The sequence below is a fragment of the Stenotrophomonas sp. TD3 genome, assembly GCF_001939825.1.
GTDB lineage: Bacteria > Pseudomonadota > Gammaproteobacteria > Xanthomonadales > Xanthomonadaceae > Stenotrophomonas.
In genome coordinates this window covers 43,866-70,617 of the sequence record NZ_MOYM01000002.1, presented here as the reverse complement: position 1 = coordinate 70,617, position 26,752 = coordinate 43,866, and the positions used below count along the sequence as shown (strand labels likewise).

Below are 26,752 nucleotides of genomic sequence, written 5' to 3'. Positions count from 1 at the left end.
ATCGGATGGCCCGGCAAGCCGCTAGAATAGCCGCTTGTCCGGTACCCGCAGTTTGGCATCCATGGCTGTCAGCACGTTCGACGTTTTCAAGATCGGCATTGGTCCGAGTTCCTCGCACACCGTCGGGCCGATGAAGGCCGCCGAGCGATTCATCCATCGCTGGCTGCTCGATCCGGGCCGCCTGCACGAGGTCGCGCGCATCCGCGCCGATGTCTATGGCTCGCTGGCGCTGACAGGCCGCGGCCACGGCACCGACAAGGCGATCCTGCTGGGCCTGGAAGGCCAGCGGCCGAACCTGATCGACCCGGACATCATCCCGGCCACCCTGGAGCGCATCCGCAGCAGCAAGCGCATCCAGCTGATGGGCCAGCACGAGATCGCCTTCGACGAGAAGCGCGACCTCGGCATGAACAAGCGCCAGAAGCTGCCGTACCACACCAACGGCATGCGCTTCACCGCGTACAACGCCGACGATGAAGTGATCGCCACCCGCGATTACTACTCGGTCGGTGGTGGCTTCGTGGTCAACCAGGACGACGCGGCCGATGACCGCATCGTGCCCGACGAGACCCCGCTGCCCTACCCGTTCAAGAGCGGCGACGAGCTGCTGGCGCAGACCGCGCGCAGCGGCCTGAGCATCGCCCAGCTGATGTTCGAGAACGAGAAGTGCTGGCGCAGCGAAGACGAGATCCGCGCCAACCTGCGTGAGATCTGGAGCGCGATGCAGTCGTGCGTCGCGCGTGGCATCCGCGAGGAAGGCGTGCTGCCGGGTGGACTGAAGGTCGGCCGTCGCGCACCGGCGCTGTACCGTGAGCTGTCGTCGAAGCCGGAAGCGGCGATGCGCGATCCGCTGACCACGCTGGACTGGGTCAACCTGTACGCACTGGCGGTGAACGAGGAAAACGCGGCCGGTGGCCGCGTGGTGACCGCACCGACCAACGGCGCCGCCGGCGTGCTGCCGGCGGTGCTGCATTACTTCGACCGCTTCTGCCCCGGCGCCAACGAGCAGCGCGTGTTCGACTTCCTGCTGACCTCGGCGGCGATCGGCATCCTGTACAAGGAAAACGCTTCGATTTCCGGCGCCGAAGTGGGCTGCCAGGGCGAAGTGGGCGTGGCCTGTTCGATGGCGGCCGGTGGCCTGGTCGCGGCGCTGGGTGGCAACCCCAGCCAGATCGAGAACGCCGCGGAAATCGGCATGGAACACAACCTCGGCCTGACCTGCGACCCGATCGGCGGCCTGGTGCAGATTCCGTGCATCGAACGCAATGCGATGGGCGCGGTGAAGGCGATCAATGCCTCGCGCATGGCGATGCGTGGCGACGGCAAGCACAAGGTGTCGCTGGACAAGGTCATCAAGACCATGCGCGATACCGGCCGCGACATGCAGGACAAGTACAAGGAAACCAGCCGCGGTGGCCTGGCGGTGAACGTCATCGAGTGCTGAGGTGTAGCGCCGAGCCCATGCTCGGCTGATCGGGTGGGAGTAGCCGGGCATGAGCCCGGCTCTACATCGGACGACGTCGTCACCACGTTCCGGTTAGGCTCGGGGCTTCCCCACCCCGGATTGCCCCATGCGCGTGATCGCTGCCGCCCTGCTTGCCTGCCTTCCGCTGGCCGCCCTGGCCGCCCCCACCTACGGGCCGCGGCTTGAGGGTTTCGACTACGGCTATCCGGTGAAGACCTTCGCGCTGGAGTCGCAGCGGCAGCCGCTGGAGATGGCCTACCTGGACATCGCGCCGAAGAAGGCGCCCATCGGCGTGGTGGTGCTGCTGCACGGCAAGAACTTCTGTGCCGCCACCTGGAAGGAATCGATCAAGCCACTGGTTGCCGCCGGCTACCGGGTGATCGCCCCGGATCAGGTGGGTTTCTGCAAGTCCAGCAAGCCGGAGCGCTATCAGTACACGTTCGCGCAGCTGGCCGCCAACACCCATGCCCTGTTACAGCAACTGCAGCTGGGTGATGTACCGGTGCACCTGGTCGGGCACTCGATGGGCGGCATGCTGGCGGTGCGCTACGCGCTGATGTTCCCGCAGGACCTGCGCAGCCTGTCGCTGGTCAACCCGATCGGCCTGGAAGACTGGAAGGCGCTGGGCGTCCCCTGGCGCAGCGTCGACGCGTGGTACGCCGGCGAAATGAACATCAGCTATGACAGCATCCGCCGCTACCAGCTGGAGGTGTACTACGACGGCAAATGGAAGCCGGCCTACGAACCGTGGGCGCGGATGCAGTCGGGCATGTACGAAGGCCCGGGCAAGCAGGCCGTTGCATGGAGCCAGGCGCTGGCCTCGGACATGGTGTTCAACCAACCGGTGGTGTACGAACTGAAGCACCTGCAGGTGCCGACCACACTGTTCATCGGCCAGAAGGACCGCACCGCGATCGGCCGTGACCAGGCACCGCCTGCGGTGAAGGCGGCGCTGGGCAACTATCCGGCACTCGGCAAGGCGGCGGCCGCAGCGATTCCCGGCGCGACGCTGGTCGAGTTCGCCGAACTGGGCCATTCGCCGCAGGTGCAGGACCCGAAGCAGTTCAACGCCGCGTTGTTGAAGGCGTTGAAGTCCCGCTGACTGACGGCCGCTTCTGTAGAGCCGAGCATGGGCTCGGCTCTACAAGAACGGTGTGATCAGCCCACGATCCGCAGCACGTCATCCAGCAACGCGGCCGCAGTGACTTCCGCGCCGGCGCCCGGCCCCTGGATCAACAACGGCTGGTGGCGGTAGCGATCGCTGTGGATGGCCACGCGGTTGTCGGTGCCCGCGCCCTGCGCCAAGGGATGATCGGCCGGCAGCTCACGCAGGCCCACCTGCGCACCTTCGCCGTCAACACGACCAACGAAACGCAGCACGCGACCGTTGTCACGTGCCTGCTGCCAACGCGCCTGCAGCGGCGCATCCAGCTGCTCCAAGGCAGCCACGGCATCTTCCAGCGGCAACGCAGCCAGCGCATCAGGCACCAGTGAATCCACCTGCACCTGCGACGCATCCAGTGCCAGTCCGCTGCTGCGCGCCAGGATCAACAGCTTGCGGCGCACGTCCTCGCCGGACAGGTCCAGGCGCGGATCCGGTTCGGTATAACCGGCCGCCAGTGCCTCGCGTACCGCAGCGGAAAACGGCGACTGGCCGTCATAGCGATGGAACAGCCATGCCAGCGAACCGGACAGCACGCCTTCGATGGCGTGGATGTGATCGCCACCGGCCACCAGCGCGCGCAGGCTGCTCAACAGCGGCAGGCCGGCGCCCACGGTGGCGCTGTCGCCATAACGCGCACCACTGTCGGCACAGCTTTCGGCAATGGCCTGCGCGCGGGCGAGCTGTGCGCCTCGGCCCAGCTTGTTGGCGGTCACCACGTGCACGCCGCGCACCAGCCATTGCACGTGGCGGGCGGCCACGTCTTCACTGGCCGTGGCATCGACCACCACGTCGCCACGCTCCAGTCCTTCGGCGCTCGCCCACGGTGGCGAACTGTGGCCATCGCGTGGTGCCCGGCGTGCCAGTTCCAGGGGCAGCGCCAGGTCGCGATCGATCTCCAGCGCCGTGCGCGAGTTGGCCAGCCACTGCACGCTGGGCAGCTCCAATCCGCGTGCCTGCAGCACCTGGTAACGCTGCACGAAGGCCGAACCGACCGTACCGGTGCCGAGCAATGCCAGGCGTCCCGCGCCCAGCGCAGGAATGTCAGCGGCGAGTGCGCTCATGCGTCCACCACCTGTTTGCGGCGCGCGGCCGCATCGATCACCGCTTCGGCGCGCTGCAGCGCGGCACCGAGATCGGCCAGCAGGTCACGTTCGGCCTCGATACCGACCGACAGGCGCAGCAGTCCTTCGCTGATGCCGGCCGCCGCGCGTGCTTCGGCCGTCATCGCTGCATGGGTCATGGTGGCCGGATGCGCGATCAGGCTTTCGACGCCGCCCAGCGATTCGGCCAGGGTGAAACAGCGCAGCCCGTCGACAAACGCACGCACTGCCGCGTGAGGATCATCGCCTTCGCAGTCGGCCAGTTCGAACGACAGCATCGCGCCGAAGCCGTTCTGCTGGCGCGCGGCGATGGCATGGCCGGGGTGATCGGCCAGGCCCGGGTAGTACACCGCGCCGACGGCCGGATGCCGGTCCAGCAGGGCAACGATCGACGCAGTGTTTTCCTGGTGCACGCGCAGGCGTGCATCCAGCGTGCGCAGGCCGCGCAGGGTCAGGAAGGCATCGAACGGTGAACCGGTCAGGCCCAGCGCATTGCCCCACCACACCAGCTGCTCGTGCAGCGCCGGATCGCGCGCGACCACCGCACCGCCGACCACATCGCTGTGGCCATTGATGTACTTGGTGGTGGAATGCAGCACCAGGTCCGCACCAAACGACAGCGGCTGCTGCAGCGCCGGCGACAGGAAGGTGTTGTCGACCACTACGAGTGCACCGGTCTTGTGCGCGGCCTCGATGACGAAGCGCAGGTCGGTGATGCGCAGCAGCGGGTTGGACGGCGTTTCCACCAGCACCAGCTTCGGCTGCGCGGCCAGCGCCTGTGCCAGCGCGCGCGGATCGGTCAGGTCAGCGGTGACCAGTTCGAAGTGGCCCTTCTTCGCCAGCGCATTGAACAGCCGCCAGCTGCCGCCGTAGGCATCGTGCGGCACCACCAGCGTGTCGCCCGGCTGCAGCAGCGCGTTCAGCACCAGGTTGATCGCGCCCATGCCGGTCGCGGTGATGACGCCGCCGGCGCCGCCCTCCAGTTCCGCCAGCGCTTCACCCAGCAGGTCGCGGGTGGGGTTGCCACTGCGCGTGTAGTCGTACTGGCGCTTGTTGCCGAAGCCTTCAAAGCTGAAGTTCGACGACAGTACGATCGGCGGCGTGACCGCGCCATGCGCGGTGTCCCGATCGATGCCCGCACGGACGGCGGCAGTGGTGCGACTACAGGACGGTTCGTTTGCGTGCAGGCTCATGCGGACTCTCCAGAAGTGCGGAAGGCGGTGGCGAGGATCGCGTCGATGCGATCGGTTTCTTTGAGGAAGGCGTCGTGGCCATAGGGCGAGCGCAGCACGCGCAGGCTGCCACGCGGGCCCAGGCCTTCGACCAGGCCGACCAGGTCGGCCAGCGGCACCAGGCGGTCGCCCTCCACGGCCACCACCACGGTCGGCGGCAGGATCGCGGTGGGATCGACGCGGTGCAGGTCGATCGATTCGGACAGGCGCAGGTAGGCGGTCACCGGCGTGCGCGCGACGTACTGCGCACCGGCCGCGTCGAGATAGTCTTCGGCAGCCACGCGCACGCGGCCATTGATGACCTCCGGCGCAGCATCGAAGCGCTCGCCGAATTCCTCCGGCGTGCGATAGCTGAGCATGGCGAACTGCCGGGCCAGGGCCAAGCCGTGGTCTTCGCCGCACTGCAGCTGGCCGAGCGCGACTGCGCGGCGCTGCAGCGCACGCCAGGCGGCGGCATACGGATGCGGGCGATGCGCACCGCTGGCCAGCACCAGCTGGCGCACGCGGGCGCGGTGGCGGACCGCGAACTGCTGGCCGACCAGCGCGCCATAGGAGTAGCCCACGAATGCCTTCAGCGCGCGGATACCGAGGTGATCCAGCAGCAGCGCCAGTGCATCTGCCTGGTCAGCGGTATCGATCGGCACGTCCAAGGCACCGTCGGCCCCGATGAAATCGAAGGCCAGTACACGCAGCTGCTGCGGATCCAGCGCGCGCCCGCTGCCGACCAGGTCCTCGGCCCAGCCGTTCTCGCTGAACTGTGCGTTGGACGCCACATGGCGGTGGGCGGAAATGCCACCGGCCAGCACCACCACCGGTGCATTGGCCGGGCCGACCCACTCATAGCGCAGGCGCACCGGGCTGGGGCCGGCGTGGCGCATCGACAGCACCGCGGCGAACTCACCGCGCTCGGCATGCACGCGGTCTTCGACCGGCACGCTGACGGGGACAAAGGGTTCGGGGCGAAGCGCGGTACTGGCGGCGAAGCTCATGGCGGGATCCGGTTGGGGAATCGGCCATCGAGCCTTCGCGGGGCCCGCGTTCGAGATGCACGTGTGGTGCATGGTTCGAACCATCTTTCGGTGGACGCCACGGTCCCCGCAGGATTTGGCACCTACGCAGACGCTTGCGCGCCTGCGGGCTGCCCCGGCTTCAAAGGGCCTGTCCCTCTGCCGGTCTCGATGGTGGGGCCACGATGCCAGCCCTTTCCGGCGCTGTCAATCCCTTCATGCGGATAAAGCGATGAATATTTTTGGGGCCGCTATGCGAAGGCCGTCCCGGTCGTTCGGTTCAGGATCCGCTACAGTCCCGGCGGTCCTTTTCGCTGGAAACACCGATGCCGCGCCTGCCCCTGTCCTGCCTGCTGCTGCCCCTGCTGGCGAGCGCGACCGCACACGCCGGCGACTGGCGCCAGGGCTGGGGACTGGCTGCCTCGCCTGCCTCGGCAACCCGCCCAGGCAGCGCCGGGGGCGCCGCCCCCATGGCCCAGTTGCGCCTGCAGCCTGTTGGTACGCAATGGCAGGCCCGGATCGACAACGGGCTGGCAGGGCCGCTGCAGATCCAGCTGCGCGCCGCCCCCGGACACCCGGTCGAAGGCCTCCCGGTCGAGTCGCTGATCCAGGGCGACAGCAGCCTGGTGGTCGGCCACCTGCCCGCCCCGATCGATGGCCGCATGCTCGATCTGCGCCTGCAGTCGGTGCCGGGCAACCCGGCCGCACAGGCCGAAGATGTCGCCTACCGCCTGCCATTCGATGCGGCCCGCCTGCGCGTGGACCAGGCGCCGCGGGGACGCTTCAGCCATGACGACGAGGAGAACCGCGACGCGGTCGACTTCGCGCTGCCGGAGGGCACCCTGGTGCTGGCCGCGCGCGAGGGCACGGTGATGCAGATCCAGGATGGCTTCCGTGGCAACGGCCAGGACCGCGAACGCGATGGTACCCGCGCCAACTTCATCCGCGTGCTGCACAGCGACGGCAGCATGGCCCTGTACGGCCACCTGCAGGCCGGCGGCATGCGCGTGCGTCGCGGCCAGGCGATAGGGGCCGGACAGCCGATCGGCCTGTCCGGCAACAGCGGCTACAGCAGTGCCCCGCATCTGCACTTCGTGGTGCAGGTCAACCGCGGCATGGGCCTGCGCTCGGTGCCGGTGCGCATCTTCGCCGAGCAGGGCCAGCTGCAGTTCGCCCGCCAGGGCGAGGCCGAAGGCGGTACCGGGCGCTGACCGGCCCCGGCCGGTATAATCGGGCGCTTATCTCTTTGAAAAGCGCCCCGGGCGGGCGCCACTGCCATGTCCGAAGTCGCCAACGAAGCGTCGCGTCGCCGCACCTTCGCCATCATTTCCCACCCTGACGCCGGCAAGACCACGCTGACCGAAAAGCTGCTGCTGTTCGGAGGCGCGATCCAGATGGCCGGTTCGGTCAAGGGCCGCAAGGCCGCCCGCCACGCCACGTCCGACTGGATGGCGCTGGAAAAGGAGCGCGGCATCTCCGTCACCTCCTCGGTGATGCAGTTCCCGTACGAAGGCAAGATCGTCAACCTGCTCGACACCCCCGGCCACGCCGACTTCGGCGAAGACACCTACCGCGTGCTGACCGCGGTGGACTCGGCGCTCATGGTGATCGACGTGGCCAAGGGCGTGGAAGAGCGCACCATCAAGCTGATGGAAGTCTGCCGCCTGCGCGACACCCCGATCATGACCTTCATCAACAAGCTCGACCGCGAGGGCAAGGACCCGATCGAGCTGCTGGATGAAGTGGAAACCGTGCTCGGCATCCAGTGCGCGCCGGTCACCTGGCCGATCGGCATGGGCCAGCGCCTGAAGGGCGTGGTTCATCTGCTGACCGGCGAAGTGCACCTGTACGAACCGGGCCGCAACTTCACCCGCCAGGACTCGACCATCTTCCCGTCCATCGATGCACCGGGCCTGGCCGAGAAGATCGGTGCACAGATGCTGGCCGACCTGCGCGACGAACTGGAACTGGTGCAGGGCGCCAGCCACCCGTTCGACCTGGACGCCTACCGCGCCGGCAAGCAGACCCCGGTGTTCTTCGGTTCCGGCGTGAACAATTTCGGCGTGCAGCCGCTGCTGGACTTCTTCGTCGAGCATGCACCGTCGCCGCAGGCACGCTCCACCACCGGCCGCGAGATCGCCCCGGAAGAAAACAAGCTGACCGGCTTCGTGTTCAAGATCCAGGCCAACATGGACCCGCAGCACCGCGACCGCGTGGCCTTCATGCGGGTCTGCTCGGGCCGCTTCAGCGCCGGCATGAAGACCTTCCACGTGCGTACCGGCAAGGAAATGAAGCTGGCCAACGCGCTGACCTTCATGGCCAGCGACCGCGAGATCGCCGCCGAGGCGTGGCCGGGCGATGTGATCGGTATCCACAACCACGGCACCATCTCCATCGGCGACACCTTCACCGAAGGCGAAGCGGTGACCTTCACCGGAATCCCCAACTTCGCCCCGGAACTGTTCCGCCGCGCCCGCCTGCGCGATCCGCTCAAGCTCAAGCAGCTGCAGAAGGGCCTGGCCCAGCTGTCCGAGGAAGGCGCGACCCAGTTCTTCCGCCCGCTCACCAGCAACGACCTGATCCTGGGTGCGGTCGGCGTGCTGCAGTTCGACGTGGCCGCCTACCGCCTGAAGGACGAGTACGGCGTGGAAGCCACCTTCGAGCCGGTCAGCGTGACCACTGCGCGTTGGGTCCACTGCAGCAACGAGAAGAAGCTGGAAGAGTTCCGCGAGAAGAACGCGCTGAACCTGGCGCTGGATGCGGCCGGCCACCTGGTCTACCTGGCACCGACCCGGGTCAACCTGCAGCTGGCCCAGGAACGCTCGCCGGACGTGCGCTTCTCGGCTACCCGCGAAGCGGCGCATACCGTTTCGGTAGGCTGATGCCACGGGGTCGGATCCCTTTCCGGCAGGAAAGGGCTCTGACCCCAGCCGTCGCGGGCGGTTCATCCACGCAACGCAGGGATTCACCGACCATACGGTGACGGGCGTGCACATGTCGCCCATCGCGGCGATGATAGGGGGGTGCGGGTCCCCCTCCCCGCGAACGATGCCTACGTCATGTCCACGACTTCCGTTGCTTCGATCCGCGAAGAAATCGCCAGCGCTCTGACCCACGGCCTCGGTGCCGTGTTCGCGCTGGGTGCCGGCGCGGTGCTGATCACCCTGGCCGCCATCTACAGCGATGGCTGGCAGCTGGCCGGCGCCATTGTGTTCGGCATCGCGCTGCTGCTGCTGTACACCGCCTCCACCCTCTACCACGCCATCCAGCACCCGGTCGCCAAGGGGCGGCTCAAGGTGTTCGACCACTGCGCGATCTACGTGCTGATCGCCGGCACCTACACCCCATTCACCCTGATCGGCCTGCGCGGCCCGTGGGGCTGGGGCCTGTTCGCCGCGATCTGGACCCTGGCCTTGGCCGGCGTGGTGTTCAAGCTGTTCTACACCGGCCGTTTCAAGCGCCTGTCCACCGCCATCTACGTAGCCATGGGCTGGCTGGTGATCGTGGCGGTCAAGCCGATGCTGGCCTCGATCGACGGCTGGACGCTGGGTTGGCTGCTGGCCGGCGGCCTGTCGTACACGCTGGGCACCTATTTCTACCACCGCGAATCGATCCCCTACTCGCATGCCATCTGGCACCTGTTCGTGATCGGTGGCAGCGTCTGCCACTTCGTCGCGGTCACCATGCAGGTGCTGTAGCACCTGCCCGCGCATGGCGTGTGCACGCCGCGCACATGGACGCTTCGCGCCCCGTCCACGATGAGGGGGCAACCATGGCAACGTGAATGCTGCCGCCTCCCCTGCTGCAAAGCGCACGCCCCGCTGGCGCCTCCGCCGCCCCGGCCCGCGAGGCCAGCGCTGGTTGGCCCTGCTCACCTTCCTGCTGGCCGCGCTGCTGGTACTGATCGCGCTGTGGGACTGGAACTGGTTCAAGGGCCCGGTCGAGCGCGCAGTGCAGGCCCGCACCGGCCGCGCACTGCACATCGGCCACCTGGATGTCGACCTCGGCCGTACCAGTACGATCCGCGCCGATGCGATCACCTTCGCCAACGCAGGCTGGGCGAAGCAGCCGAACATGGCCAGCGCCGACCGCGTCGAGATCGACGTGCGGGTCTGGCCCCTGCTGCGCGGCAGCGTGCAGCTGCCCGAAGTGCGCCTGACCCGGCCGGACGTGCTGCTGGAAACCGCCCCGCGCAAGGGCGAACCGGGCAACTGGGATTTCCTCGGTGACAGCGCCGGCGGGGCAAGCCCGCAGCTCAAACGGCTGCGCATCGATGACGGTCGCCTGCAGTTCCTCGATGCGCTCGGCCGCACCGATATCCGCGTGGACGTGCGCAGCGGGCAGCCGAAGCAGGCCGACGCCGCGCCACCGCTGCTGGTGCAGGGCAAGGGACACTGGCAGGGCAATCCATTCACCCTGCGCGGTGGCACTGAATCACCGCTGGAACTGACCGACAGCGATCACCCGTTCCGCATCCACCTCGACGGCCGCGCCGGCGCCACCCACGCCGTCGCCAGCGGCACATTGACCAACCCCTTCCAGCTGCGCGTATTCGACCTGCAGTTCGCGCTCAGCGGCCAGGACCTGGCCGACCTCTACCCCTTGCTCGGCATCGCCATTCCGCCGTCCCCGCCCTATGCGTTGAACGGTCGGCTCAAGCGTGACCACAACCTCTGGCGTTATGAGCAGTTCACCGGCAAGGTCGGCGACAGCGACCTCGGCGGCAACCTGCAGTTCGAAGTGGGCGGCGCGCGCCCGCGACTGACGGCCATGCTGGAATCCAGACGCCTGGACTTCGATGACCTGGCCGGCTTCGTCGGCGCCCCACCGAAAACCGGCGGCGGCGAAACCGCCAATGCGCAGCAGAAGGCCGAGGCCGCACGGGTGGCTGCCCGTGCGCGCGTGCTGCCCGACACGCCCTACAACCTCGGCAAGCTGCGTGCGATGGATGCCGACGTGCGCTGGAAGGCCCATCGCATCAACGCGCCCTCGTTGCCATTGGACGACATGGATGCCCATCTGCTGCTGGATGACGGTGTGCTGCGGCTGGACCCGCTGAACTTCGGCGTCGCCGGCGGCGACATCCGCAGCACGATCCGCATGGACGCGCGCCAGCCGCAGATCAGTACCGCGCTGAAGGCCAGCGTGCGCGGCGTGCAGCTCGGCCAGTTGTTCCCCGACGCCAAGCTGGCCGAACAGGCCAAGGGCGGCATCGGCGGCGAGGTGGACCTGAGTGGCCGCGGCAATTCGATCGCCGCGATGCTCGGCAGCAGCAGCGGCAAGGTCGGCCTGGCGATGGGCCGCGGCCATGTCGGCAACCTGGTGATGGAGCTGGCCGGTCTGGACATCACCGAGTCGCTGAAATTCCTGGTGACCGGCGACAAGCAGATCCCCCTGCGCTGCGCCTTCGCCGACTTCGGCGTGCGCGACGGCCTGATGACCAGCCAGGCGCTGGCGGTGGATACCACCGACACGATCATCATCGGCGAGGGCACGGTCAGCCTTCGCGATGAGACCCTGGACCTGCTGTTGAAGCCACGGCCGAAGGACAAGAGCATCCTGGTACTGCGCTCGCCGCTGCACATCGCCGGCACCTTCAAGGACCCGTCATTCCGCCCGGACTTCAAGGCGCTGGGCATCCGCGGCGCGGTGGCCCTGGCATTGGGCAGCATCGCCCCGCCGGCGGCGTTGCTGGCGACCATCGAACTGGGGCCAGGCAAGGATGCCGACTGCGGTGGGCAGTATGCGAAGTAGGAGCGGGTGTTCGCGGCGCCTCGTTTTTCCGCGCGTAGAGCCGGAGCAAGGCGACAGGCAGGACACGCCGTAAATACGTCCCTGTAGGCTCGGTCGGCGCATCCATGCGCCTCACGGTCCTGCCTGCCGCCTTGCTCCGGCTCCCGACAGTTTCCCGCGCGCGCGGAACGAGAGCGGAAATTCAAAGTCAAAAGAAAAAACAAAGTCAAAAGCTGTTGCCAACCAAGGTTGGCAGCTACCAAAAGCAGATCGCCTGCAACAAAGCTCACCGCGCTCGCGGCAATGTATCCAGAGGCTGAGGGCATGGGCGTGCAGGACCGTTGGCGCCATGGATGGCGCCATCGAGCCTACAGGGACGTACTTGCGGCGTGTCCTGCACGCCCATGCCCTCAGCCTCCCCCCGCATCAGGAAGGCGCTGCTTTGGCTTTGGCTTTGGCTTTGAGCTTCAAAAAGCGGGCCGGCGGGCCGCAGGCCCGCCAGCGAACAACTCACCCTGCCACGATGTACTGCTGCAGCTGGTCCAGCTCGCGCCGCTGCGCATCGATCACCGACTTCACCAGGTCGCCGATGGAGATCACCCCCAGCACCTGCGCGCCCTCGACCACCGGCAGATGGCGGATGCGGTAGTCGGTCACCAGTTGCAGGCAGTGCTCCACCTTCTCGCCCGGCGACACGGTCACCACCTGCGCCGTCATGATCTCCGCCACCGCGGTATCGCGCGACGAACGATCACGCAGCACGATCTTGCGCGCGTAATCACGCTCGGACAGGATCCCGACCAATCGCGGCCCGTCCATCACCAGCACCGCACCGACGCCCTTTTCCGCCATCAACCGGATCGCGTCAATCACCGCCGCATCCGGCGCGACCGCATGTACTTCAGGAGACTTGCCGTCCAACAGTTGCCGTACCGTCGTCATCTGCCTGCCCTCCGAGGGTGGGTTGCAGGGCCGAGTCTGCCACGGCGGATGCTAGCCACGCGTCAACCAGGTACAACGGCCGCTGCTTGGATTCCTCGTACAGCCGTCCCAGGTACTCGCCGATCAGGCCCAGCGCGATCAGCTGCACCCCGCCCAGGAACAGGATCACCGCCATCATCGTCGGCCAGCCCGCCACCCGGTCGCCATACAGCGCCGCCTTCACGATCACCCACAGGCCGAACACGAACGCGACCGCTGCGGTTGCCAGGCCCAGGTAGGTGGCGGCCCGCAGCGGCACGGTCGAGAACCCAGTGATGCCTTCGAGGGCGAAATTCCACAGCCGCCACAGGCTGAACTTGCTGGTGCCGGCCACGCGCGCGTGGCGGTGATAGGGCACGGCAATCCGCTTGAAGCCTACCCAGCTGAAAAGCCCCTTCATGAAGCGGTGGCGCTCACGCATCCCGCGCAGGGCACTCAGCGCGCGCGGCGACAGCAGGCGGAAATCTCCGGTATCGGCCGGAATCGGCGTACGCGACAGGCGGCCCATCACCCGATAGAACATCGCTGCCGTGGCGCGCTTGATCCAGGCCTCGCCATCGCGGGCCATGCGCGTGCCGTAGACGTTGTCATGGCCCTCGCGCCAACGCGCGACGAACTGCGGCACCAGCTCCGGCGGGTCCTGACCGTCGGCATCGAGGATCATCGCAGCCCCCTCATGCACCAGATCCAGGCCTGCGGTCAGCGCCGCCTCCTTGCCGAAGTTGCGCGACAGCTTCAGCGCCGAGACGCGCGCGTCGGCCTGGGCCAGCCCGGCGATCACCTCCCAGGTGCGATCGTGGCTACCGTCATCCACATAGAGGATGTGGCCGTCGATGTCGGGCAGGCCGTCCAGCACCGCGCACAACCGCGGATGCAGCAGCGGCAGCGCCAGGGCCTCGTTATAGGCGGCGATGACAAAAGTGAGCCGTTCGCGGGTCATGCCCGGATTGTACGTTGCCCGCCGGGCGCACGGCCCGTCGCCTGTCGATCACGCCGCGCCTGTCTCAGTCCTCCGACAGGTATGACGCGCCCCCCAGCTGGCGCGCCTGGCGCTGGATCCATGCGGCGCGCCGCTGCACATACGGCCCCGGCGCGGCCGCGTTGTAGCGTCGCGGTGCCGGCAGTACCGCCGCCAGTCGCGCGCTCTCGGCCGGGCTCAACCGGGCCGCGTCCTTGCCCCAGTATTTCTGGGCTGCTGCCTGCGCGCCGTACACACCATCACCGAACTCGGCGATGTTGGGGTACATCTCCAGGATGCGCTCCTTCGGCCACAGCGCCTCGATCAGCACCGTGTACCAGACTTCCAGGCCCTTGCGGATCCAGCTGCGGCCCTGCCACAGGAACAGGTTCTTGGCCACCTGCTGGCTGATCGTGCTGGCGCCGCGCAGGCGTCCGCCCCTGGCGTTGTGGTCGCGGGCCTTTTCGATGGCCTGCAGGTCGAAGCCATTGTGGTCGGGGAAGCGCTGGTCCTCGGCCGCCACCAGCGAGATCGGCAGGCTCGGGGCCATCTGGTCGAGGTCGCGCCACTGGTAATGCAGCCGATAGGACCAGTCGGCCTCGCCCAGCGCCTCGCCATAGCGCCACAGCATCACCGTGGACACCGGCGGGTCGATGAACCGCAGCACCAGCACCTGCAGGCAGCTGAAGGCGGCCAGCAGCACCGGCAGCCACAGCAGCCGCTTCCAGCGCCAGCGTCGCCGGCGCGGCGCGGCCACCACCGCCTCTACCTTGTGCTGCTCTCCCGCTGCCCCCATTACTGGTGCATCCTTCTTCTGTCTGGTTGTCGGCGCATTATCCGGCAACCGCCCCCGTTTACGCGCGATGTGAGCCGATGACCGCCAACTCCGATTCCCTGATCCGTTTCCTGCTCCCCGACGCCGGCGTCCGCGGCGTGCATGTGCACCTGCAGGCCACCTGGCAGGAAATCCTGTCCCACGCTGCGTACCCGGACGCCGCTGCCGAGCTGCTCGGCGAGGCCTGTGTCGCCTCGGCACTGTTCACCGGCCACACCAAGATCGACGGCCGCCTGTCGGTGCAACTGCGCAGCAGCACCGCCCTGCGCACCCTGTTCGCCGAATGCACCGCCGCCGGCACCCTGCGCGGCATCGCCCAGCTCAGCGAGGGCGCCGACGCGCCGCGTGACCTGTCCAGCCTCGGCGAGGACGCCATCCTGGCCATCACCATCGAGAACCCCGGCCTGGACCCGCGCGAGCCGCAGCGCTACCAGAGCCTGGTCGCGCTGACCGCGCCGGAACTGGACGAGGCCTTCGAGGACTACTTCCGCCAGTCGGAGCAGCTGCCGACCCGCCTGCTGCTGGCGGCCGACCGCAACGGTGCCGCTGGCCTGCTGCTGCAGAAGCTGCCGGGCGACGAAGGCGACGAGGATGGCTGGGCCCGCGCCAGCGCCCTGTTCGAGACCCTGGGCAAGGCCGAGCTGCTGGCGACCCCGGCCGAGCAGCTGCTGCACCGCCTGTTCCACGAGGAGCGGCCGGAACTGCTGGGCGACAAGCCGCTGTCCTTCGCCTGCTCCTGCTCGCGCGAGCGGGTGGCCGGCATGCTGCAGTCGCTGGGGGAAGAGGAGGCCCGCGCGGCCGCCGAGGATACTGGCGCCGTCGAGGTGCGTTGCGAATTCTGCGGGCGCGAGTATCACTTTCCATTGACGGAGTTCGGCATACTGTTCCACGGCGCCCAGGGGGTTGTACCGGCGCCTGAACGACTTCAGTAAACGGCAGTCTTGTACCTGGGGAGGATCAAGGCTTGTTAAGAATTCATAAACACCCTAGGATCAGGTTCCCGTCCCCACGGGAACTTCCGTTGTCCGTCCCTGTCTGAACTGGTCCGATGCGTACCTACCTGCGTCTACCGCTGGCCCTGCTGATCGCCCTTGGCGCGATCACGGGCGTGCATGCGCAGAGCAAGGACACCCGCACCGTCCTGCCGGTATGGAACAAGGGCAGCGGCAAGGTCGAGGCGCTGCTGTACCTGGAACCGACCGGTGAACAGGCGGCCGGCGCCCGCTGGCATTTCGGCCGCAATTCGCTGGACGCGGCCTTTGGCCTGTCCTCCGGCGATTCGCTGGGCCTGCTCTGCAACAGCAGCAGCGGTACCAGCATCAGCGGTCTGGCCAGCCATTGCATGCTGGCCAGCCTGGGCGACGAGGATGATCTGAACAGCCGTCGTTTCAGCGGTACCGCCGCGCTGAACCGAGGCAACAGCCGCCTGGGCATCACCGCCGGCACCGGCCGTGAAACCCTGCCCGCCTGGTTGTCGGGCCCGAACAAGACGCCCTCGCTGCGCGCCGAGCAGAACGATCTGACCGTGTTCGCGCAGAAGAACATCGGTCGCGAAGGCTTCGTCTCCATTGCCGGTACCTACGCCAAGGCGCGCCTGGTTCCGCTGGCCGACGCCTCGCCGGCCATCGTCGACCGCTGGGACAGCAAGAGCCTGAGCATCGGCGCCGGTTACGGCAACTTCACCGGCAGCATCATCGGCCGCGTGGTCGACGTCCCGGGCAAGCCCGGCAAGTGGGAAGGGCTGGGCATCGGCCTGACCTGGCGTACCCCGTGGTCCGGCCAGCTCACCGTCGGCGCCGAGAATGTGATCAGCCGCGGCAAGAATCCGTTCTCCCCGCGCAACGAAAGCAACGACGACGGCACCGTGCCGTATGTGCGTTACGAACAGGATCTCTGATCCGGTCACGTAACGTCAGCAGCGATATTCCCAAAGGCGCCGAAAGGCGCCTTTTGCATATGCATTTCTGCCCTGCACTGACGGAATCGGTATCGCCGTTGGGAGATGAAACATAACGCATCGACATATTGGGATACATTTCAATCGAAACTTTTTTCATCATTCTGCGTTAACAAACGAGGCAGAACGTCATGACCATACCAGCAACCTGTTGATTGGCATGAAAAAAGCGCACTTTTACCAAAATCACAGACTTGATTAACACAGCTTTAATTCTTGGCGAACGCCCGTTACTATCGGGTCAGCCTCGCGATTTGGGAGCGCTTTTTCGCTCCCCCGCCGGGCATTAACCCCAGCCAAGATTTCTTGGAGAGAGAGAGCCAATGAAACTCAAGTCCAGCCAGCTGCGTGACGCAGTTGTGATCGCGCTTGTCGCCGGTGCCACCACCGCGACGGCCCACGCCCAGGAAGCCACCAACCTCGACCGTATCGAGGTCACCGGTTCGCGCATCCGCCAGGTCGATACCGAAACCGCCCAGCCCGTCCTGAGCATCAGCCGCGCTTCGATCGAGAAGAGCGGCTTCAAGACGGTTGCCGACGTCCTGCAGAACATCTCTGCCGCCGGCAGCCCGGCCATCAGCCGTTCCGAGCCGCTGTCCTCCGGTGAAGCCGTCGGTGGCTTCTACATCGACCTGCGCAACCTCGGTGCCGAGCGCACGCTGGTGCTGGTCGACGGCAAGCGCCTCGGCGCCAGCGTCAGCGGCCTGCAGGACGTATCGCAGATTCCGTCCTCCATCGTCGAGCGTATCGACGTGCTGAAGGACGGTGCCTCGTCGATCTACGGCTCCGACGCGATTGCCGGCGTGATCAACATCATCACCCGCAAGAACTTCCAGGGCCTGGAAGCCAATGCCTACGTCGGCCAGTACGGCGAAGGCGATGGCCAGAAGAGCAGCTTCGACTTCGTGGCCGGCTTCACCGGTGATCGTGGTTCGGTCACCATCGGCGCCGAATACGCCGAAGAAAAGGCTGTCTGGGCCAAGGATCGCTGGTTCAGCAAGTCGCAGCGTACGGATCGCCACCCGGACCGCGGCTGGACCCCGGTCAGTCAGTGGGGCGCGGTCTATGACGTCAATGATCCGGAAGCGCCGTTGCTGACGCTGAACCGTGGCGGAAATCCGTTCGATCCGAACGCCTATCACGAGACCGACCTCACCCCGATCACCGGTGACGTCAGCAACTCCAACGAGCAGATGCACCTGCTGACGCCGACCAAGCGTCGCTCGGTGTTCGCCAACGTGCAGTACGACCTGACCGACAACATCCGCTTCGTCTCCGACCTGCTGTACACCCGTCGCGAGTCGCAGGCCCAGGTCGCCGGTTATCCGCTGCAGTCGGCAGACTACGAGCGCCAGCTGGGTACCGTGCTCTCGCAGGACAGCTACTACAACCCGTTCGGCACCGACATGGGCTTCATCCGCCGTGGCTGGGAAGTGCCGCGCCTGTCGACCAACAAGCTGACCACCTTCCGCTTCACTGGCGCCCTGCAGGGCAGCTTCCAGTTCAATGACAAGTACTTCGACTGGGAAGCCGGCTACATCTACCAGAATTCGGAGAACCTGCAGACCCAGACCGGCAACTACAACATGCTGGCGGTCACCCAGGCCACCGGCGCGTCGTTCCTCAACCCGGCCACCGGCCGCGTCGAGTGCGGCACAGCCGCCGGCCTGGCCGCAGGCACCAACCCGATCTATGGCCCGGGCCCGGGCGGCTGCATTCCGTGGAATCCGGCCATTCCGTACGGACGTACCGGCGACGGCGGCCTGACCGGCAATCCTGCCCTGCAGCAGTTCCTGTTCCCGACCACCAAGAACACCGGTGAAGTCACCACCAAGACCTACTACGCGAACATCGCCGGCAGCCTGTTCACCCTGCCCGCCGGCGACCTGGGCTTCGCACTGGGTTACGAGTACCGCGAAGACAAGGGCACTTACGTTCCGGATGCGCTGTCGCAGTCGGGCTACTCGACCGATCTGGCCGCTGGCCCGACCGGCGGTGGCTACAACGTCAACGAAGTCTATCTGGAGCTGAACGTTCCGATCCTGGCTGACCTGCCGGGTGCCAAGGAACTGAGCTTCAACGCCGCATCGCGCTACTCGAAGTACAACACCTTCGGCAACACCACCAACAACAAGTTCGGCCTGAAGTGGAAGCCGATCGACCAGCTGCTGGTGCGTGCAACCTACGCCGAAGGCTTCCGCGCGCCGACCATCGACAACCTGTATGGCGGCAGCTCGCAGACCTTCGCCTACTTCACCGATCCGTGCGATACCGATTTCGGTCTGGCTGCCAGCGATCCGGCCACCGCCCAGCGTTGCGCCGCCGCCCTGGGCGCACTGGCCCCGAATTTCCGCCAGCTGAAGCAGGGTTACGTCCCGGCGGAAGGCCAGGATGAGCAGAGCCCGGTGCCGTTCAACGCCGTCTCCAACCCGAACCTGACTCCGGAAAAGTCCAAGTCCAAGACCGTCGGCCTGGTGTGGAGCCCGACCTTCGCCCAGGGCCTGAACATGAGCCTGGACTGGTGGAACATCAAGATCACCAACACCATCGTCACCGACGATCCGACCACCCAGCTCAACGACTGCTACGTGCTCGGCATCGCCGACCGCTGCAACTCGTTCACCCGCGACGCAACCCGCGGCATCGTGACGAACCTGACGTACGCACCGCGTAATGCCGGTTACCAGGAAACCGAAGGCTTCGACTTCGATGTGGCCTATCGCTTCGAAACCAGCAGCTGGGGCAGCTTCAACGCCAACCTGCAGAACACCTACGTCAGCAAGAACGTGCTGAAGACCACCAATGCCGAGTCGGTTCCGGTGTCGGTGCTCAATGGCTTCAGCAGCAACTTCCGCCTGCGTTCGAACCTGGTGCTGGGCTGGGAATACGGCGATTGGGGCATCACCTGGGGTACCCGTTACTTCTCCAGCGTGAAGGAACAGTGCTACTTCTCGACCGAGTGCAGCCTGCCTGACTTCGGCTCGCCGGATCCGGCACGCGACCAGCCGATGAACCGCCGTGGCGCCACCACTTTCCACGACGTCCAGGTCTCCTGGAACGCACCGTGGAATGCAACCATCGCCGTCGGCGCGCGTAACGTGTTCGACCATTACGGCCCGCAGATGTACTCGGCGCCGAACTCGCAGTACTCCTACTACGGTGGCTACGACATCGGTCGCTTCATGTACATGCAGTACAAGCAGAAGTTCTGATCGGCAATATGATCAGCTGATGCAGCAACGGCCCCGCAAGGGGCCGTTGTTCTTTGTGCCGCATGGAAACAGCTGGCCAGCGCGCAACAAAAAAAGCCGCGGCATCGCCGCGGCCTTGCTTCGGCATCACTCCCGGGCGCTCATCCGTTCGGAATGAGCGTCTCGATCAGATGCTCGACGTACGCTTCGAAATCCTCGCGCGCCTGCTTGGGCTGCTGCAGCTGCAGCGACAACTGCAGGAAGCCGACGTAGGCAGCATAGGCAAGACGTGCGCGATGACGCGCATCGGTCGAGCTGAGCCCGGCCTGGCGGAACGAGGCGACCAGATAATCAAGGCGGCGCTGCGAGACGCGGTCGATCACCGGCCGCACCATCGGATGATCCAGTGCCTTCAGCAGCTCGCTGTAGATGATGTGCGGCTGCACTTCATGCGCCACCATCTGGAACAGCTGGCGCAGGCGCACGCGCGGATCCGGCACGTCTTCCAGGCTGCCGAACACCTGTTCCTGTTCGAACAGTTCCCAGCGTTCCAGCGCCGCCTGCAGCAATGCATCGCGCGAAGGGAAATGCCAGTAGAAACTGCCCTTGGTGACGCCGAGCCGCCGTGCCAGCGGCTCCACCGCGACGGCGCCGACACCTTGTTCAGCAATCAGATCGAGGGCCGCCTGGGCCCAGTCTTCGGCACTCAGGCGGCTGTTGCGGCCGGCGCGCGGTTCGCCGGCGGAAGCGTCAGGTTGATTCATGGGCTGATTTAACCATACGCCGGGGTTCGTTGCAGTACGCGGTTGCGGTCGAAACCGTCGCAGGGCCCCCGGGGCGGTCCATTCAGGCGCGTTCCGCAGCGCACCATACCGTACAGTATTGACTTCCCCCCGAAGCGATCCATACTAGCAAGTATGGTTACGTCCCCACCTCCCGCTGCGTTCCATGACCTGCGCCTGGACGCCGCCCATGGCGCCCGCCTGGCAGCCACCGCCAGCGACCATGGCCGGCGCGGCCGGGTGCTGTTCGCGCATGGCTTCGGCCAGACCCGCCACGCCTGGAATGCCACCGCCCGCGCACTGAACGCGGCCGGCCTGCAGACGCTGGCCTATGACGCCCGCGGCCACGGCGATTCGGACTGGAATGCCGCCGACCTGCCCTATCACGGCGAACAGTTCGCCGATGACCTGATCGTGCTGGCCGGCGAGCAGCCGCGCCCGCCGGTACTGGTTGCAGCATCGATGGGCGGACTGTTCGGCCTGCTGGCCGAATCACGCTGGCCGGGCCTGTTCTCGGCGATGGTGCTGGTCGACATCACCCCGCGCTGGGACACCGCCGGCGTCGAGCGCATCCTGGCCTTCATGACCGCCCATCCCGACGGCTTCGCCTCGCTGACCCAGGCCGCCGACGTGATCTCGGCGTACATGCCGCACCGTCCGCGCAAATCCGAGCAGTCGCTGCGTGCCCTGCTGCGGGAGGACGGCCACGGACGCTGGCGCTGGCACTGGGACCCGCGCCTGGTGGCCGAGCTGGCCCGCGACAGCGAACAGCACCAGGATGCGCTGGCCGAGGCCGCGCGCCAGGTGAAGTGCCCGCTGCTGCTGGTCAGCGGCGGACGCAGTGACCTGGTCACGCCGCAGACCGTGGCCGAATTCCTGGCGTTGGCGCCGCATGCGCGCCATGTACAGCTGCCGCAGGCCACGCACATGGTCGCCGGCGATGACAACGACGCCTTTACCGCTACTGTGTTGGACTATCTGGACGTGTTGCCCGCAGCGGACGCTGCGGCTTCGTCCGCCACAAACGAGCACGTCACCGGAGCACGCTCATGAGCATCGTTCTTCCCTTCCTCGCCCTGCTGCTGGCAGGCGCGTTCGTCGCCTACCACCGCATGCGGCTGGTTACCTGGACGCTGATCAGCGTGGCCCTGCTGGCCGCCTGCTGGTTCATTCCCTACGTCAACCAGACCGCCACGATCGTCGCGGCCGCCGTGTTGGCCGTCATCGCCGTGCCGCTGCTGCTGCCGTTCATCCGCAAGCCGCTGCTGACCGGCCCGATGATGAAGGTGTTCCGCAAGGTGCTGCCGCCGCTGTCGCAGACCGAGCGCATCGCGCTGGAAACCGGTTCGGTCGGTTTCGAGGGCGAACTGTTCACCGGTGATCCGGACTGGAACATCCTGCTCAACTATCCCAAGCCGCAGCTGACCGCCGAAGAACAGGCCTTCCTTGATGGCCCGGTGGAAGAGCTGTGCACGATGGTCAACGACTGGGAAATCACCCACGTCCACGCGGACCTGCCGCCGGAACTGTGGGCCTTCATCAAGAAGAACAAGTTCTTCGGCATGATCATCCCGAAGGAATATGGCGGCCTGGGCTTCTCCGCGCTGGCCCACCACAAAGTCATCCAGAAGCTGGCCTCGGTGTCTTCGGTGGTCAGCTCCACCGTCGGTGTGCCCAACTCGCTGGGCCCGGGTGAGCTGCTGGTGCATTACGGCACCCAGGAACAGAAGGACCAGTACCTGCCGCGCCTGGCGGATGGCCGCGAAGTGCCCTGCTTCGGCCTGACCGGTCCGTTCGCCGGCTCCGACGCCACCTCGATCCCGGACTACGGCATCGTCTGCAAGGGCGAGTGGAACGGCGAGCAGGTGCTCGGCGTCAAGCTGACCTTCGACAAGCGCTACATCACGCTGGCCCCGGTCGCATCGCTGATCGGCCTGGCCTTCCGCATGTACGACCCGGATGGCCTGATCGGCGATACCCGCGACATCGGCATCACCCTGGGCCTGCTGCCGCGCGACACCGCCGGCGTTGAAATCGGCCGTCGCCACTTCCCGCTGAACTCGACGTTCCAGAACGGCCCGATCCGCGGCAAGGACGTGTTCATTCCGCTGACCCAGCTGATCGGTGGCGCAGCCATGGCCGGCAAGGGCTGGAACATGCTCAACGAGTGCCTGGCCGTGGGCCGCTCGATCACCCTGCCATCCACCGCCAGCGGCGGTGCCAAGGCCGGTGCCGCCGTGACCGGTGCCTACGCTCGCATCCGCAAGCAGTTCGGCCTGTCGGTCGGCCGCTTCGAGGGCGTGGAAGAAGCGCTGGCCCGCATCGGTGGCAAGGCCTACAAGATCAGTGCGCTGTCGCAGGCCACTGCAGCGGCGGTCGACCGTGGCGATGTGCCGTCGGTGCCGTCCGCCATTGCCAAGTACCACTGCACCAACATGAGCCGTGAAGTGATCTCGGACATGATGGACGTGATCGGCGGCAAGGGCATCATCCTGGGCCCGCGCAACTTCGCCGGTCGCAGCTGGCAGGCCGCGCCGATCGCGATCACCGTGGAAGGCGCCAACATCATGACCCGCAGCCTGCTGATCTTCGGCCAGGGTGCGATCCTCTGCCACCCGTGGGTGCTGAAGGAAATGAAGGCCGCGCAGGATCCGGATACCCGTGCCGGCCTGCAGGACTTCGACCGCAGCCTGTTCGGCCACATCCGCTTCGGCATCTCCAATGCCGTGCGTTCGTTCTGGTTCGGCCTGACCGGCGCGCGCTTCGGTGCCGCCCCGGGCGATGCCTATACCCGCCGCTACTTCCGCAAGCTGGACCGCTACTCGGCCAACCTGGCGCTGATGGCCGACATCTCGATGATGACCCTCGGCGGCAAGCTGAAGTTCAAGGAATCGTTGTCCGGCCGCCTGGGCGATGTGCTGAGCCACGTCTACATGACCAGCGCCATGCTCAAGCGCTACCACGACGAAGGCGCACCGCAGGCCGACCAGCCGCTGCTGGCCTGGGCCTTCCATGACAGCGTGCACAAGATCGAAGAGTCGCTGTCGGCCGCACTGCGCAACTTCCCGATCCGTCCGATCGGCTGGCTGATGTGGGCGCTGATCTTCCCGCTGGGCCGTCGCGCCGAGGCTCCGGGCGACCGCCTGAGTCGCCGTGTCGCCGCCCTGCTGATGGCGCCGAATGAAGCCCGCGACCGTCTGGCCAGCGGCGTGTTCCTGACCCCGTGCGAGAACAACCCGGGCGGCCGTATCAACAGCTACCTGAGCAAGGCGATCATGGCCGAGCCGGTGGAGCGCAAGTTCCTGAAGGCGCTGAAGAGCAAGGGCATCGAGGCGCTGGACTTCAAGGCGCAGCTGGACGAGGCCGTGGCCGAGGGCGTGATCACCCAGGACGAGCGCAGCCTGCTGGAAGAGCTGCGCACGCTGACCCTGGACACCATCACCGTGGACGACTTCGACACCCACGAACTGCGCGCGGCCAGCTACTACGACCGCCAGCACAAGGATCCGCACTCGCAGGCGGCCTGATCGCCCGCGACACGCGTTGCCTCGACGGCGGGCCTCGGCCCGCCGTCGCTTTATCCGCCGACCGGAATATCCACCATGTCCACGCCCCTGCTCTCGCTCTACCACCGCCTGCAGCGCTGGCCCGCCGGCAACTGGCTGTTCTCGCGCGCGGTGTGCTTCAAGGCACCCTACTTCGCCAGCATCGCGCCGCGCATCACCCACCTTGAGCACGGCCGCTGTGAAGGCACGCTGGCCGACCGCCGCAAGGTGCGCAACCACATCGGCACGGTGCACGCGATCGCGATGTGCAACCTGGCCGAGCTGACCGCCGGGCTGATGGTCGATGCCTCGCTGCCAAAGGGCATGCGCTGGATCCCGAAGGGAATGCAGGTGCAGTACCTGGCGAAGGCGCGTGGCACGCTGCGGGCGGTGGCGTTGCCGGCGCAGCCGATTGTCGTCGCGGCCGAGGGCTATGCGCTGCCGGTGACGGTGAGCGTGCGCGACCGTGCGGGCACCGAGGTGTTCAGCGCGGTCATCGACATGTGGATGTCGCCGGCGAAGTGAGGTTCCCGCGAACGGCGCAGCCCCTCGTGGGTGGACGGCGAAAGCGGTTTATCGGTTGGGCCGGAGGGCTGGGTCCATGCGGGGACGCCGCAAGTACGTCCCTGTAGGCTTAGCCGCGCCATCCATGGCGCGGATACCCCGCCCGGCCCCACCCCTCCGGCCTCGGACGGATCTCTGCGGCGTCCCCCACCGAAGAGAAAAAGAAGAGCAAAAGCAAAAGCGACCCATCGGCCGCTTTTTTTCATGCACACAGAACCCACGAGCGCAGCGATCCGCTGTTGCCCTTGATCTTCTTTTTTCTTCTCCGTGGGCTGGCCGCGCACGGAACCTGTCTGAGGCCGGGCGGGTTGGGTTCGCGGGGGTGTCCGCGGCATGGATGCCGCGGCCAAGCCTACAAGGACGTACTTGCGGCGTCCCCCGAGAACCCAACCCGCCCGGCCAACCCCATGACAAGCTTTACGCGACCACCCCACGAGGGGCTGCGCCGTTGGCTGGAAATCACGCCACGGCGCGAAGAACCAACGCCAGGATCGCAGGCACCGCCTGGATCATGAAAATGCGGCGGCTCACGCTGTAGGCGCCATAGCACCCGGCCACCACCACGCAGGCCAGCGAGAACGTCACCAGCACTGGCTGATCGATCACCAGCCCCACTACGATGCCTGCCGCCAGGAAGCCGTTGTACAGGCCCTGGTTGGCCGCCAGCACATGCGTGATCTCGGCCTTCTCCAGCGTGTTGCGGAACGTCTTCAGGCCCAGCGGGCGGGTCCACAGGAACATCTCCAGCACCAGGAAGTACAGGTGAAGCACCGCGACCAGTACGGTCAGCAGCAGCGCGATCAGCAACATCGTTTCTCTCCTCGGGAAGATGGGGCCGCGTCAGCGGTCGCGCGGCAGTTTCTTTTCTTCGCGCAGCACGCCGAACGCAGCCAGGGTCATGAAACCGGCCACCAGCACGCCGCCGATGAACACCACGTGCGAACCAAACAGGGTCAGTGCCTTGTGGACCCAGGTGAACCCCAGGTCCGCGCCGCGGTACACCACGGTATCGATCGCCGCGCCGGCCTTGTAGCGCCACTGCCGGTCCACGCGGGTGTAGATCGTCTCGCGCGCAGGCTTGGCCAGTGCGAACTCGCTGGCGCGGGTCATCACTTGCACCACTGCGACCATCAACGGCATCGGGGAGGCCGCCAGCACCGAGAAGCCGACCAGGATCGCGAAACCAGGAATCAGCAGCGCCGGCGCGATGCCATGGCGTGACAGCAGCCAGCGGGTCAGGCCCACCTGCATCAGCAGCGCCAGCGCGTTCACCGCCAGGTCGATGCGCGAGAAGAACGCGGTACTGGCCGCCGGGTCGGTGAAGGCCGCGCGCACGATGCTGGCCTGCTGGTTGTACAACAGCGTGCCGACGCCCACGCCGAACACCACCATCACTGCCAGCCAACGCAGCAGCGGCTCACGCACGATCAGTTTCAGGCCGTCGAGCACGCTGCCGCCCATCGGCTGCTCGCCGGAGACCAGTTGCTGCTCGCGCTCGCGCAGCACCGCCCAGTGCCGCAGCCGCCAGATGCACAACAGGCACACGACCAGGAACCCTGCCGAGACCAGCATCAGGTTGGCGATGCCCACGCGCTGCACCAGCGCACTGGTGATCAACGGGCCCAGGAAGGCACCGAGGGTACCGGCGGCGCCGATGTAGCCGTAGTAGGCACGCGCCTGCGCATTGGAGAACACATCGGCCATGAAGCTCCAGAACACCGCCACCGCAAACAGGTTGAACACCATGACCCAGAAGAAGAAGGCCATGCCCCGGCCCGGTACGCCGCTGTCGAACAGCACGTAGAACCCCAGCAGGGTGACGATGAAGAAGCCATACACCGCCGGCAGGAACACCCGCCGCGGGAAGCGGCTGACCAGCCAGCCGTAGACCGGCTGCAGCGCCAGCATGATCACGAACACGCAGGAGAACAGGAACTGCAGGACGAAGTCCTTCAATGCAATGCCATGGCTGGCGAACCAGGCAATGAGCACGGGCGGGAACACCGTCTCCAGGTCCGCCGAAGCGGCCATGGCCTCACGCACCGGGCGCAGCACGTAGTAGCCGCTGAGCAGGCAGAAGAAGTACAGGAACGACCACCACAGTGCTGGCGACTCGCGCAGCGCCGCCGTCAGGCCCTGCAGCGGCCCCTTGCCCGGTGCAGCGCTCACGCAGCGCCCCTCGCCCACAGACGGCGGTTGGACAGCAGCATGGCAGGCTCCGGGGCAGTGAAGCGCGT

At 66.7% G+C, this 26,752-nt stretch carries 21 protein-coding genes and 1 riboswitch; of the genes, 12 read left to right on the top strand and 9 right to left on the bottom strand.

Translation table 11 applies throughout. The features are described from left to right. The first annotated feature begins 61 nt into the window (after positions 1-61). A complete protein-coding gene (locus tag BKE09_RS17205) occupies positions 62-1,444 on the top strand; it encodes an L-serine ammonia-lyase (RefSeq protein ID WP_049456519.1) in 1,383 nt (460 codons plus the stop codon). 127 nt (positions 1,445-1,571) lie between these two features. After that, entirely contained in the window at positions 1,572-2,567 is a 996-nt protein-coding gene (locus tag BKE09_RS17200) for an alpha/beta hydrolase (protein ID WP_075676878.1), read from the top strand. Between the two features lie 56 nt (positions 2,568-2,623). Here the strand turns inward: BKE09_RS17200 and BKE09_RS17195 are convergent, their stop codons facing one another. From BKE09_RS17195 to BKE09_RS17185, 3 genes are read right to left on the bottom strand one after another with little or no spacing between them, the layout of a single operon-like run. Then, positions 2,624-3,691, bottom strand: a complete 1,068-nt coding sequence (locus BKE09_RS17195) for a homoserine dehydrogenase (RefSeq protein WP_075676876.1) — start codon at positions 3,689-3,691, stop codon at positions 2,624-2,626. Beyond that, the gene (locus tag BKE09_RS17190; RefSeq protein WP_075676874.1) at positions 3,688-4,923 is read right to left on the bottom strand and encodes an O-succinylhomoserine (thiol)-lyase; all 1,236 of its coding nucleotides are present in this window, start codon (positions 4,921-4,923) and stop codon (positions 3,688-3,690) included. Before BKE09_RS17190 ends, BKE09_RS17195 begins: the two co-directional genes overlap by 4 nt. Next, positions 4,920-5,951: a homoserine O-succinyltransferase gene (locus tag BKE09_RS17185; RefSeq protein ID WP_075676872.1), complete on the bottom strand. Its 1,032-nt coding sequence runs from the start codon at positions 5,949-5,951 to the stop codon at positions 4,920-4,922. Before BKE09_RS17185 ends, BKE09_RS17190 begins: the two co-directional genes overlap by 4 nt. Positions 5,952-6,028: 77 nt before the next feature. Further along, positions 6,029-6,147, bottom strand: a riboswitch (SAM riboswitch). Positions 6,148-6,295: 148 nt separating this feature from the next. On the opposite strand from BKE09_RS17185, the gene BKE09_RS17180 reads away from it, so the two are divergent. From BKE09_RS17180 to BKE09_RS17165, 4 genes are all read left to right on the top strand, one after another. Further along, a complete protein-coding gene (locus BKE09_RS17180) occupies positions 6,296-7,180 on the top strand; it encodes a M23 family metallopeptidase (protein ID WP_075676870.1) in 885 nt (294 codons plus the stop codon). A gap of 66 nt (positions 7,181-7,246) precedes the next feature. Further along, positions 7,247-8,851, top strand: coding sequence for a peptide chain release factor 3 (locus tag BKE09_RS17175; protein ID WP_014038155.1), 1,605 nt, complete (start codon positions 7,247-7,249; stop codon positions 8,849-8,851). Between the two features lie 177 nt (positions 8,852-9,028). Then, positions 9,029-9,667 carry a hemolysin III family protein gene (locus BKE09_RS17170; RefSeq protein WP_014038156.1) on the top strand — a complete coding sequence of 213 codons (639 nt, stop codon included), beginning with the start codon at positions 9,029-9,031 and terminating at the stop codon, positions 9,665-9,667. Between the two features lie 82 nt (positions 9,668-9,749). Then, positions 9,750-11,723: an AsmA family protein gene (locus BKE09_RS17165; protein ID WP_075676868.1), complete on the top strand. Its 1,974-nt coding sequence runs from the start codon at positions 9,750-9,752 to the stop codon at positions 11,721-11,723. Positions 11,724-12,212: 489 nt separating this feature from the next. Here the strand turns inward: BKE09_RS17165 and BKE09_RS17160 are convergent, their stop codons facing one another. The 3 genes from BKE09_RS17160 to mtgA all read right to left on the bottom strand — a co-directional run bounded on the left by BKE09_RS17160 (position 12,213) and on the right by mtgA (position 14,437). Continuing rightward, entirely contained in the window at positions 12,213-12,644 is a 432-nt protein-coding gene (locus BKE09_RS17160; protein WP_075676866.1) for a CBS domain-containing protein, read from the bottom strand. After that, positions 12,604-13,623 (bottom strand): glycosyltransferase family 2 protein, encoded by a 1,020-nt coding sequence (locus BKE09_RS17155; RefSeq protein WP_075676864.1) that lies wholly within the window; start codon positions 13,621-13,623, stop codon positions 12,604-12,606. The genes BKE09_RS17160 and BKE09_RS17155 overlap by 41 nt, the downstream gene beginning before the upstream one ends. Positions 13,624-13,687: 64 nt before the next feature. Continuing rightward, the gene (gene mtgA / locus BKE09_RS17150) at positions 13,688-14,437 is read right to left on the bottom strand and encodes a monofunctional biosynthetic peptidoglycan transglycosylase (RefSeq protein WP_075676862.1); all 750 of its coding nucleotides are present in this window, start codon (positions 14,435-14,437) and stop codon (positions 13,688-13,690) included. A gap of 77 nt (positions 14,438-14,514) precedes the next feature. On the opposite strand from mtgA, the gene BKE09_RS17145 reads away from it, so the two are divergent. From BKE09_RS17145 to BKE09_RS17135, 3 genes are all read left to right on the top strand, one after another. Continuing rightward, positions 14,515-15,408, top strand: a complete 894-nt coding sequence (locus BKE09_RS17145) for an Hsp33 family molecular chaperone HslO (RefSeq protein WP_075676860.1) — start codon at positions 14,515-14,517, stop codon at positions 15,406-15,408. A gap of 116 nt (positions 15,409-15,524) precedes the next feature. Then, positions 15,525-16,373, top strand: coding sequence for a hypothetical protein (locus BKE09_RS17140; protein ID WP_014038162.1), 849 nt, complete (start codon positions 15,525-15,527; stop codon positions 16,371-16,373). 383 nt (positions 16,374-16,756) lie between these two features. After that, positions 16,757-19,645 carry a TonB-dependent receptor gene (locus BKE09_RS17135; protein ID WP_075676858.1) on the top strand — a complete coding sequence of 963 codons (2,889 nt, stop codon included), beginning with the start codon at positions 16,757-16,759 and terminating at the stop codon, positions 19,643-19,645. Positions 19,646-19,785: 140 nt separating this feature from the next. Here BKE09_RS17135 and BKE09_RS17130 read toward each other — a convergent pair whose 3' ends face one another. Further along, on the bottom strand, positions 19,786-20,388 hold the full coding sequence (locus tag BKE09_RS17130; RefSeq protein ID WP_005418411.1) for a TetR/AcrR family transcriptional regulator: 603 nt from the start codon (positions 20,386-20,388) through the stop codon (positions 19,786-19,788). 153 nt (positions 20,389-20,541) lie between these two features. Between BKE09_RS17130 and BKE09_RS17125 the strand changes: the two genes are divergently transcribed. The 3 genes from BKE09_RS17125 (at position 20,542) to BKE09_RS17115 (ending at position 24,476) form a co-directional block, all read left to right on the top strand. Beyond that, the gene (locus BKE09_RS17125) at positions 20,542-21,459 is read left to right on the top strand and encodes an alpha/beta hydrolase (protein WP_014038164.1); all 918 of its coding nucleotides are present in this window, start codon (positions 20,542-20,544) and stop codon (positions 21,457-21,459) included. Continuing rightward, positions 21,456-23,933 carry an acyl-CoA dehydrogenase gene (locus tag BKE09_RS17120; RefSeq protein WP_075676856.1) on the top strand — a complete coding sequence of 826 codons (2,478 nt, stop codon included), beginning with the start codon at positions 21,456-21,458 and terminating at the stop codon, positions 23,931-23,933. Before BKE09_RS17125 ends, BKE09_RS17120 begins: the two co-directional genes overlap by 4 nt. Before the next feature lie 75 nt (positions 23,934-24,008). Then, entirely contained in the window at positions 24,009-24,476 is a 468-nt protein-coding gene (locus BKE09_RS17115) for a hotdog fold domain-containing protein (RefSeq protein ID WP_075676854.1), read from the top strand. Positions 24,477-24,974: 498 nt separating this feature from the next. Here BKE09_RS17115 and BKE09_RS17110 read toward each other — a convergent pair whose 3' ends face one another. After that, positions 24,975-25,325, bottom strand: a complete 351-nt coding sequence (locus BKE09_RS17110) for a DUF1304 domain-containing protein (protein WP_075676852.1) — start codon at positions 25,323-25,325, stop codon at positions 24,975-24,977. A 30-nt stretch (positions 25,326-25,355) separates the two neighbouring features. Further along, positions 25,356-26,684, bottom strand: a complete 1,329-nt coding sequence (locus tag BKE09_RS17105; RefSeq protein ID WP_075677353.1) for an MFS transporter — start codon at positions 26,682-26,684, stop codon at positions 25,356-25,358. Between the last annotated feature and the right edge of the window lie 68 nt (positions 26,685-26,752).

Coding starts and splice junctions, on each gene's coding strand:
- BKE09_RS17160 (WP_075676866.1), bottom strand. CDS start 12,644: ATGACGACGGTACGGCAACTGTTGGACGGCAAGTCTCCTGAAGTACAT.
- BKE09_RS17170 (WP_014038156.1), top strand. CDS start 9,029: ATGTCCACGACTTCCGTTGCTTCGATCCGCGAAGAAATCGCCAGCGCT.
- BKE09_RS17205 (WP_049456519.1), top strand. CDS start 62: ATGGCTGTCAGCACGTTCGACGTTTTCAAGATCGGCATTGGTCCGAGT.
- BKE09_RS17115 (WP_075676854.1), top strand. CDS start 24,009: ATGTCCACGCCCCTGCTCTCGCTCTACCACCGCCTGCAGCGCTGGCCC.
- BKE09_RS17185 (WP_075676872.1), bottom strand. CDS start 5,951: ATGAGCTTCGCCGCCAGTACCGCGCTTCGCCCCGAACCCTTTGTCCCC.
- BKE09_RS17120 (WP_075676856.1), top strand. CDS start 21,456: ATGAGCATCGTTCTTCCCTTCCTCGCCCTGCTGCTGGCAGGCGCGTTC.
- BKE09_RS17140 (WP_014038162.1), top strand. CDS start 15,525: ATGCGTACCTACCTGCGTCTACCGCTGGCCCTGCTGATCGCCCTTGGC.
- BKE09_RS17135 (WP_075676858.1), top strand. CDS start 16,757: ATGAAACTCAAGTCCAGCCAGCTGCGTGACGCAGTTGTGATCGCGCTT.
- BKE09_RS17175 (WP_014038155.1), top strand. CDS start 7,247: ATGTCCGAAGTCGCCAACGAAGCGTCGCGTCGCCGCACCTTCGCCATC.
- BKE09_RS17110 (WP_075676852.1), bottom strand. CDS start 25,325: ATGTTGCTGATCGCGCTGCTGCTGACCGTACTGGTCGCGGTGCTTCAC.
- BKE09_RS17200 (WP_075676878.1), top strand. CDS start 1,572: ATGCGCGTGATCGCTGCCGCCCTGCTTGCCTGCCTTCCGCTGGCCGCC.
- BKE09_RS17195 (WP_075676876.1), bottom strand. CDS start 3,691: ATGAGCGCACTCGCCGCTGACATTCCTGCGCTGGGCGCGGGACGCCTG.
- BKE09_RS17125 (WP_014038164.1), top strand. CDS start 20,542: ATGGTTACGTCCCCACCTCCCGCTGCGTTCCATGACCTGCGCCTGGAC.
- BKE09_RS17130 (WP_005418411.1), bottom strand. CDS start 20,388: ATGAATCAACCTGACGCTTCCGCCGGCGAACCGCGCGCCGGCCGCAAC.
- BKE09_RS17145 (WP_075676860.1), top strand. CDS start 14,515: ATGACCGCCAACTCCGATTCCCTGATCCGTTTCCTGCTCCCCGACGCC.
- BKE09_RS17190 (WP_075676874.1), bottom strand. CDS start 4,923: ATGAGCCTGCACGCAAACGAACCGTCCTGTAGTCGCACCACTGCCGCC.
- BKE09_RS17180 (WP_075676870.1), top strand. CDS start 6,296: ATGCCGCGCCTGCCCCTGTCCTGCCTGCTGCTGCCCCTGCTGGCGAGC.
- BKE09_RS17155 (WP_075676864.1), bottom strand. CDS start 13,623: ATGACCCGCGAACGGCTCACTTTTGTCATCGCCGCCTATAACGAGGCC.
- mtgA (WP_075676862.1), bottom strand. CDS start 14,437: ATGGGGGCAGCGGGAGAGCAGCACAAGGTAGAGGCGGTGGTGGCCGCG.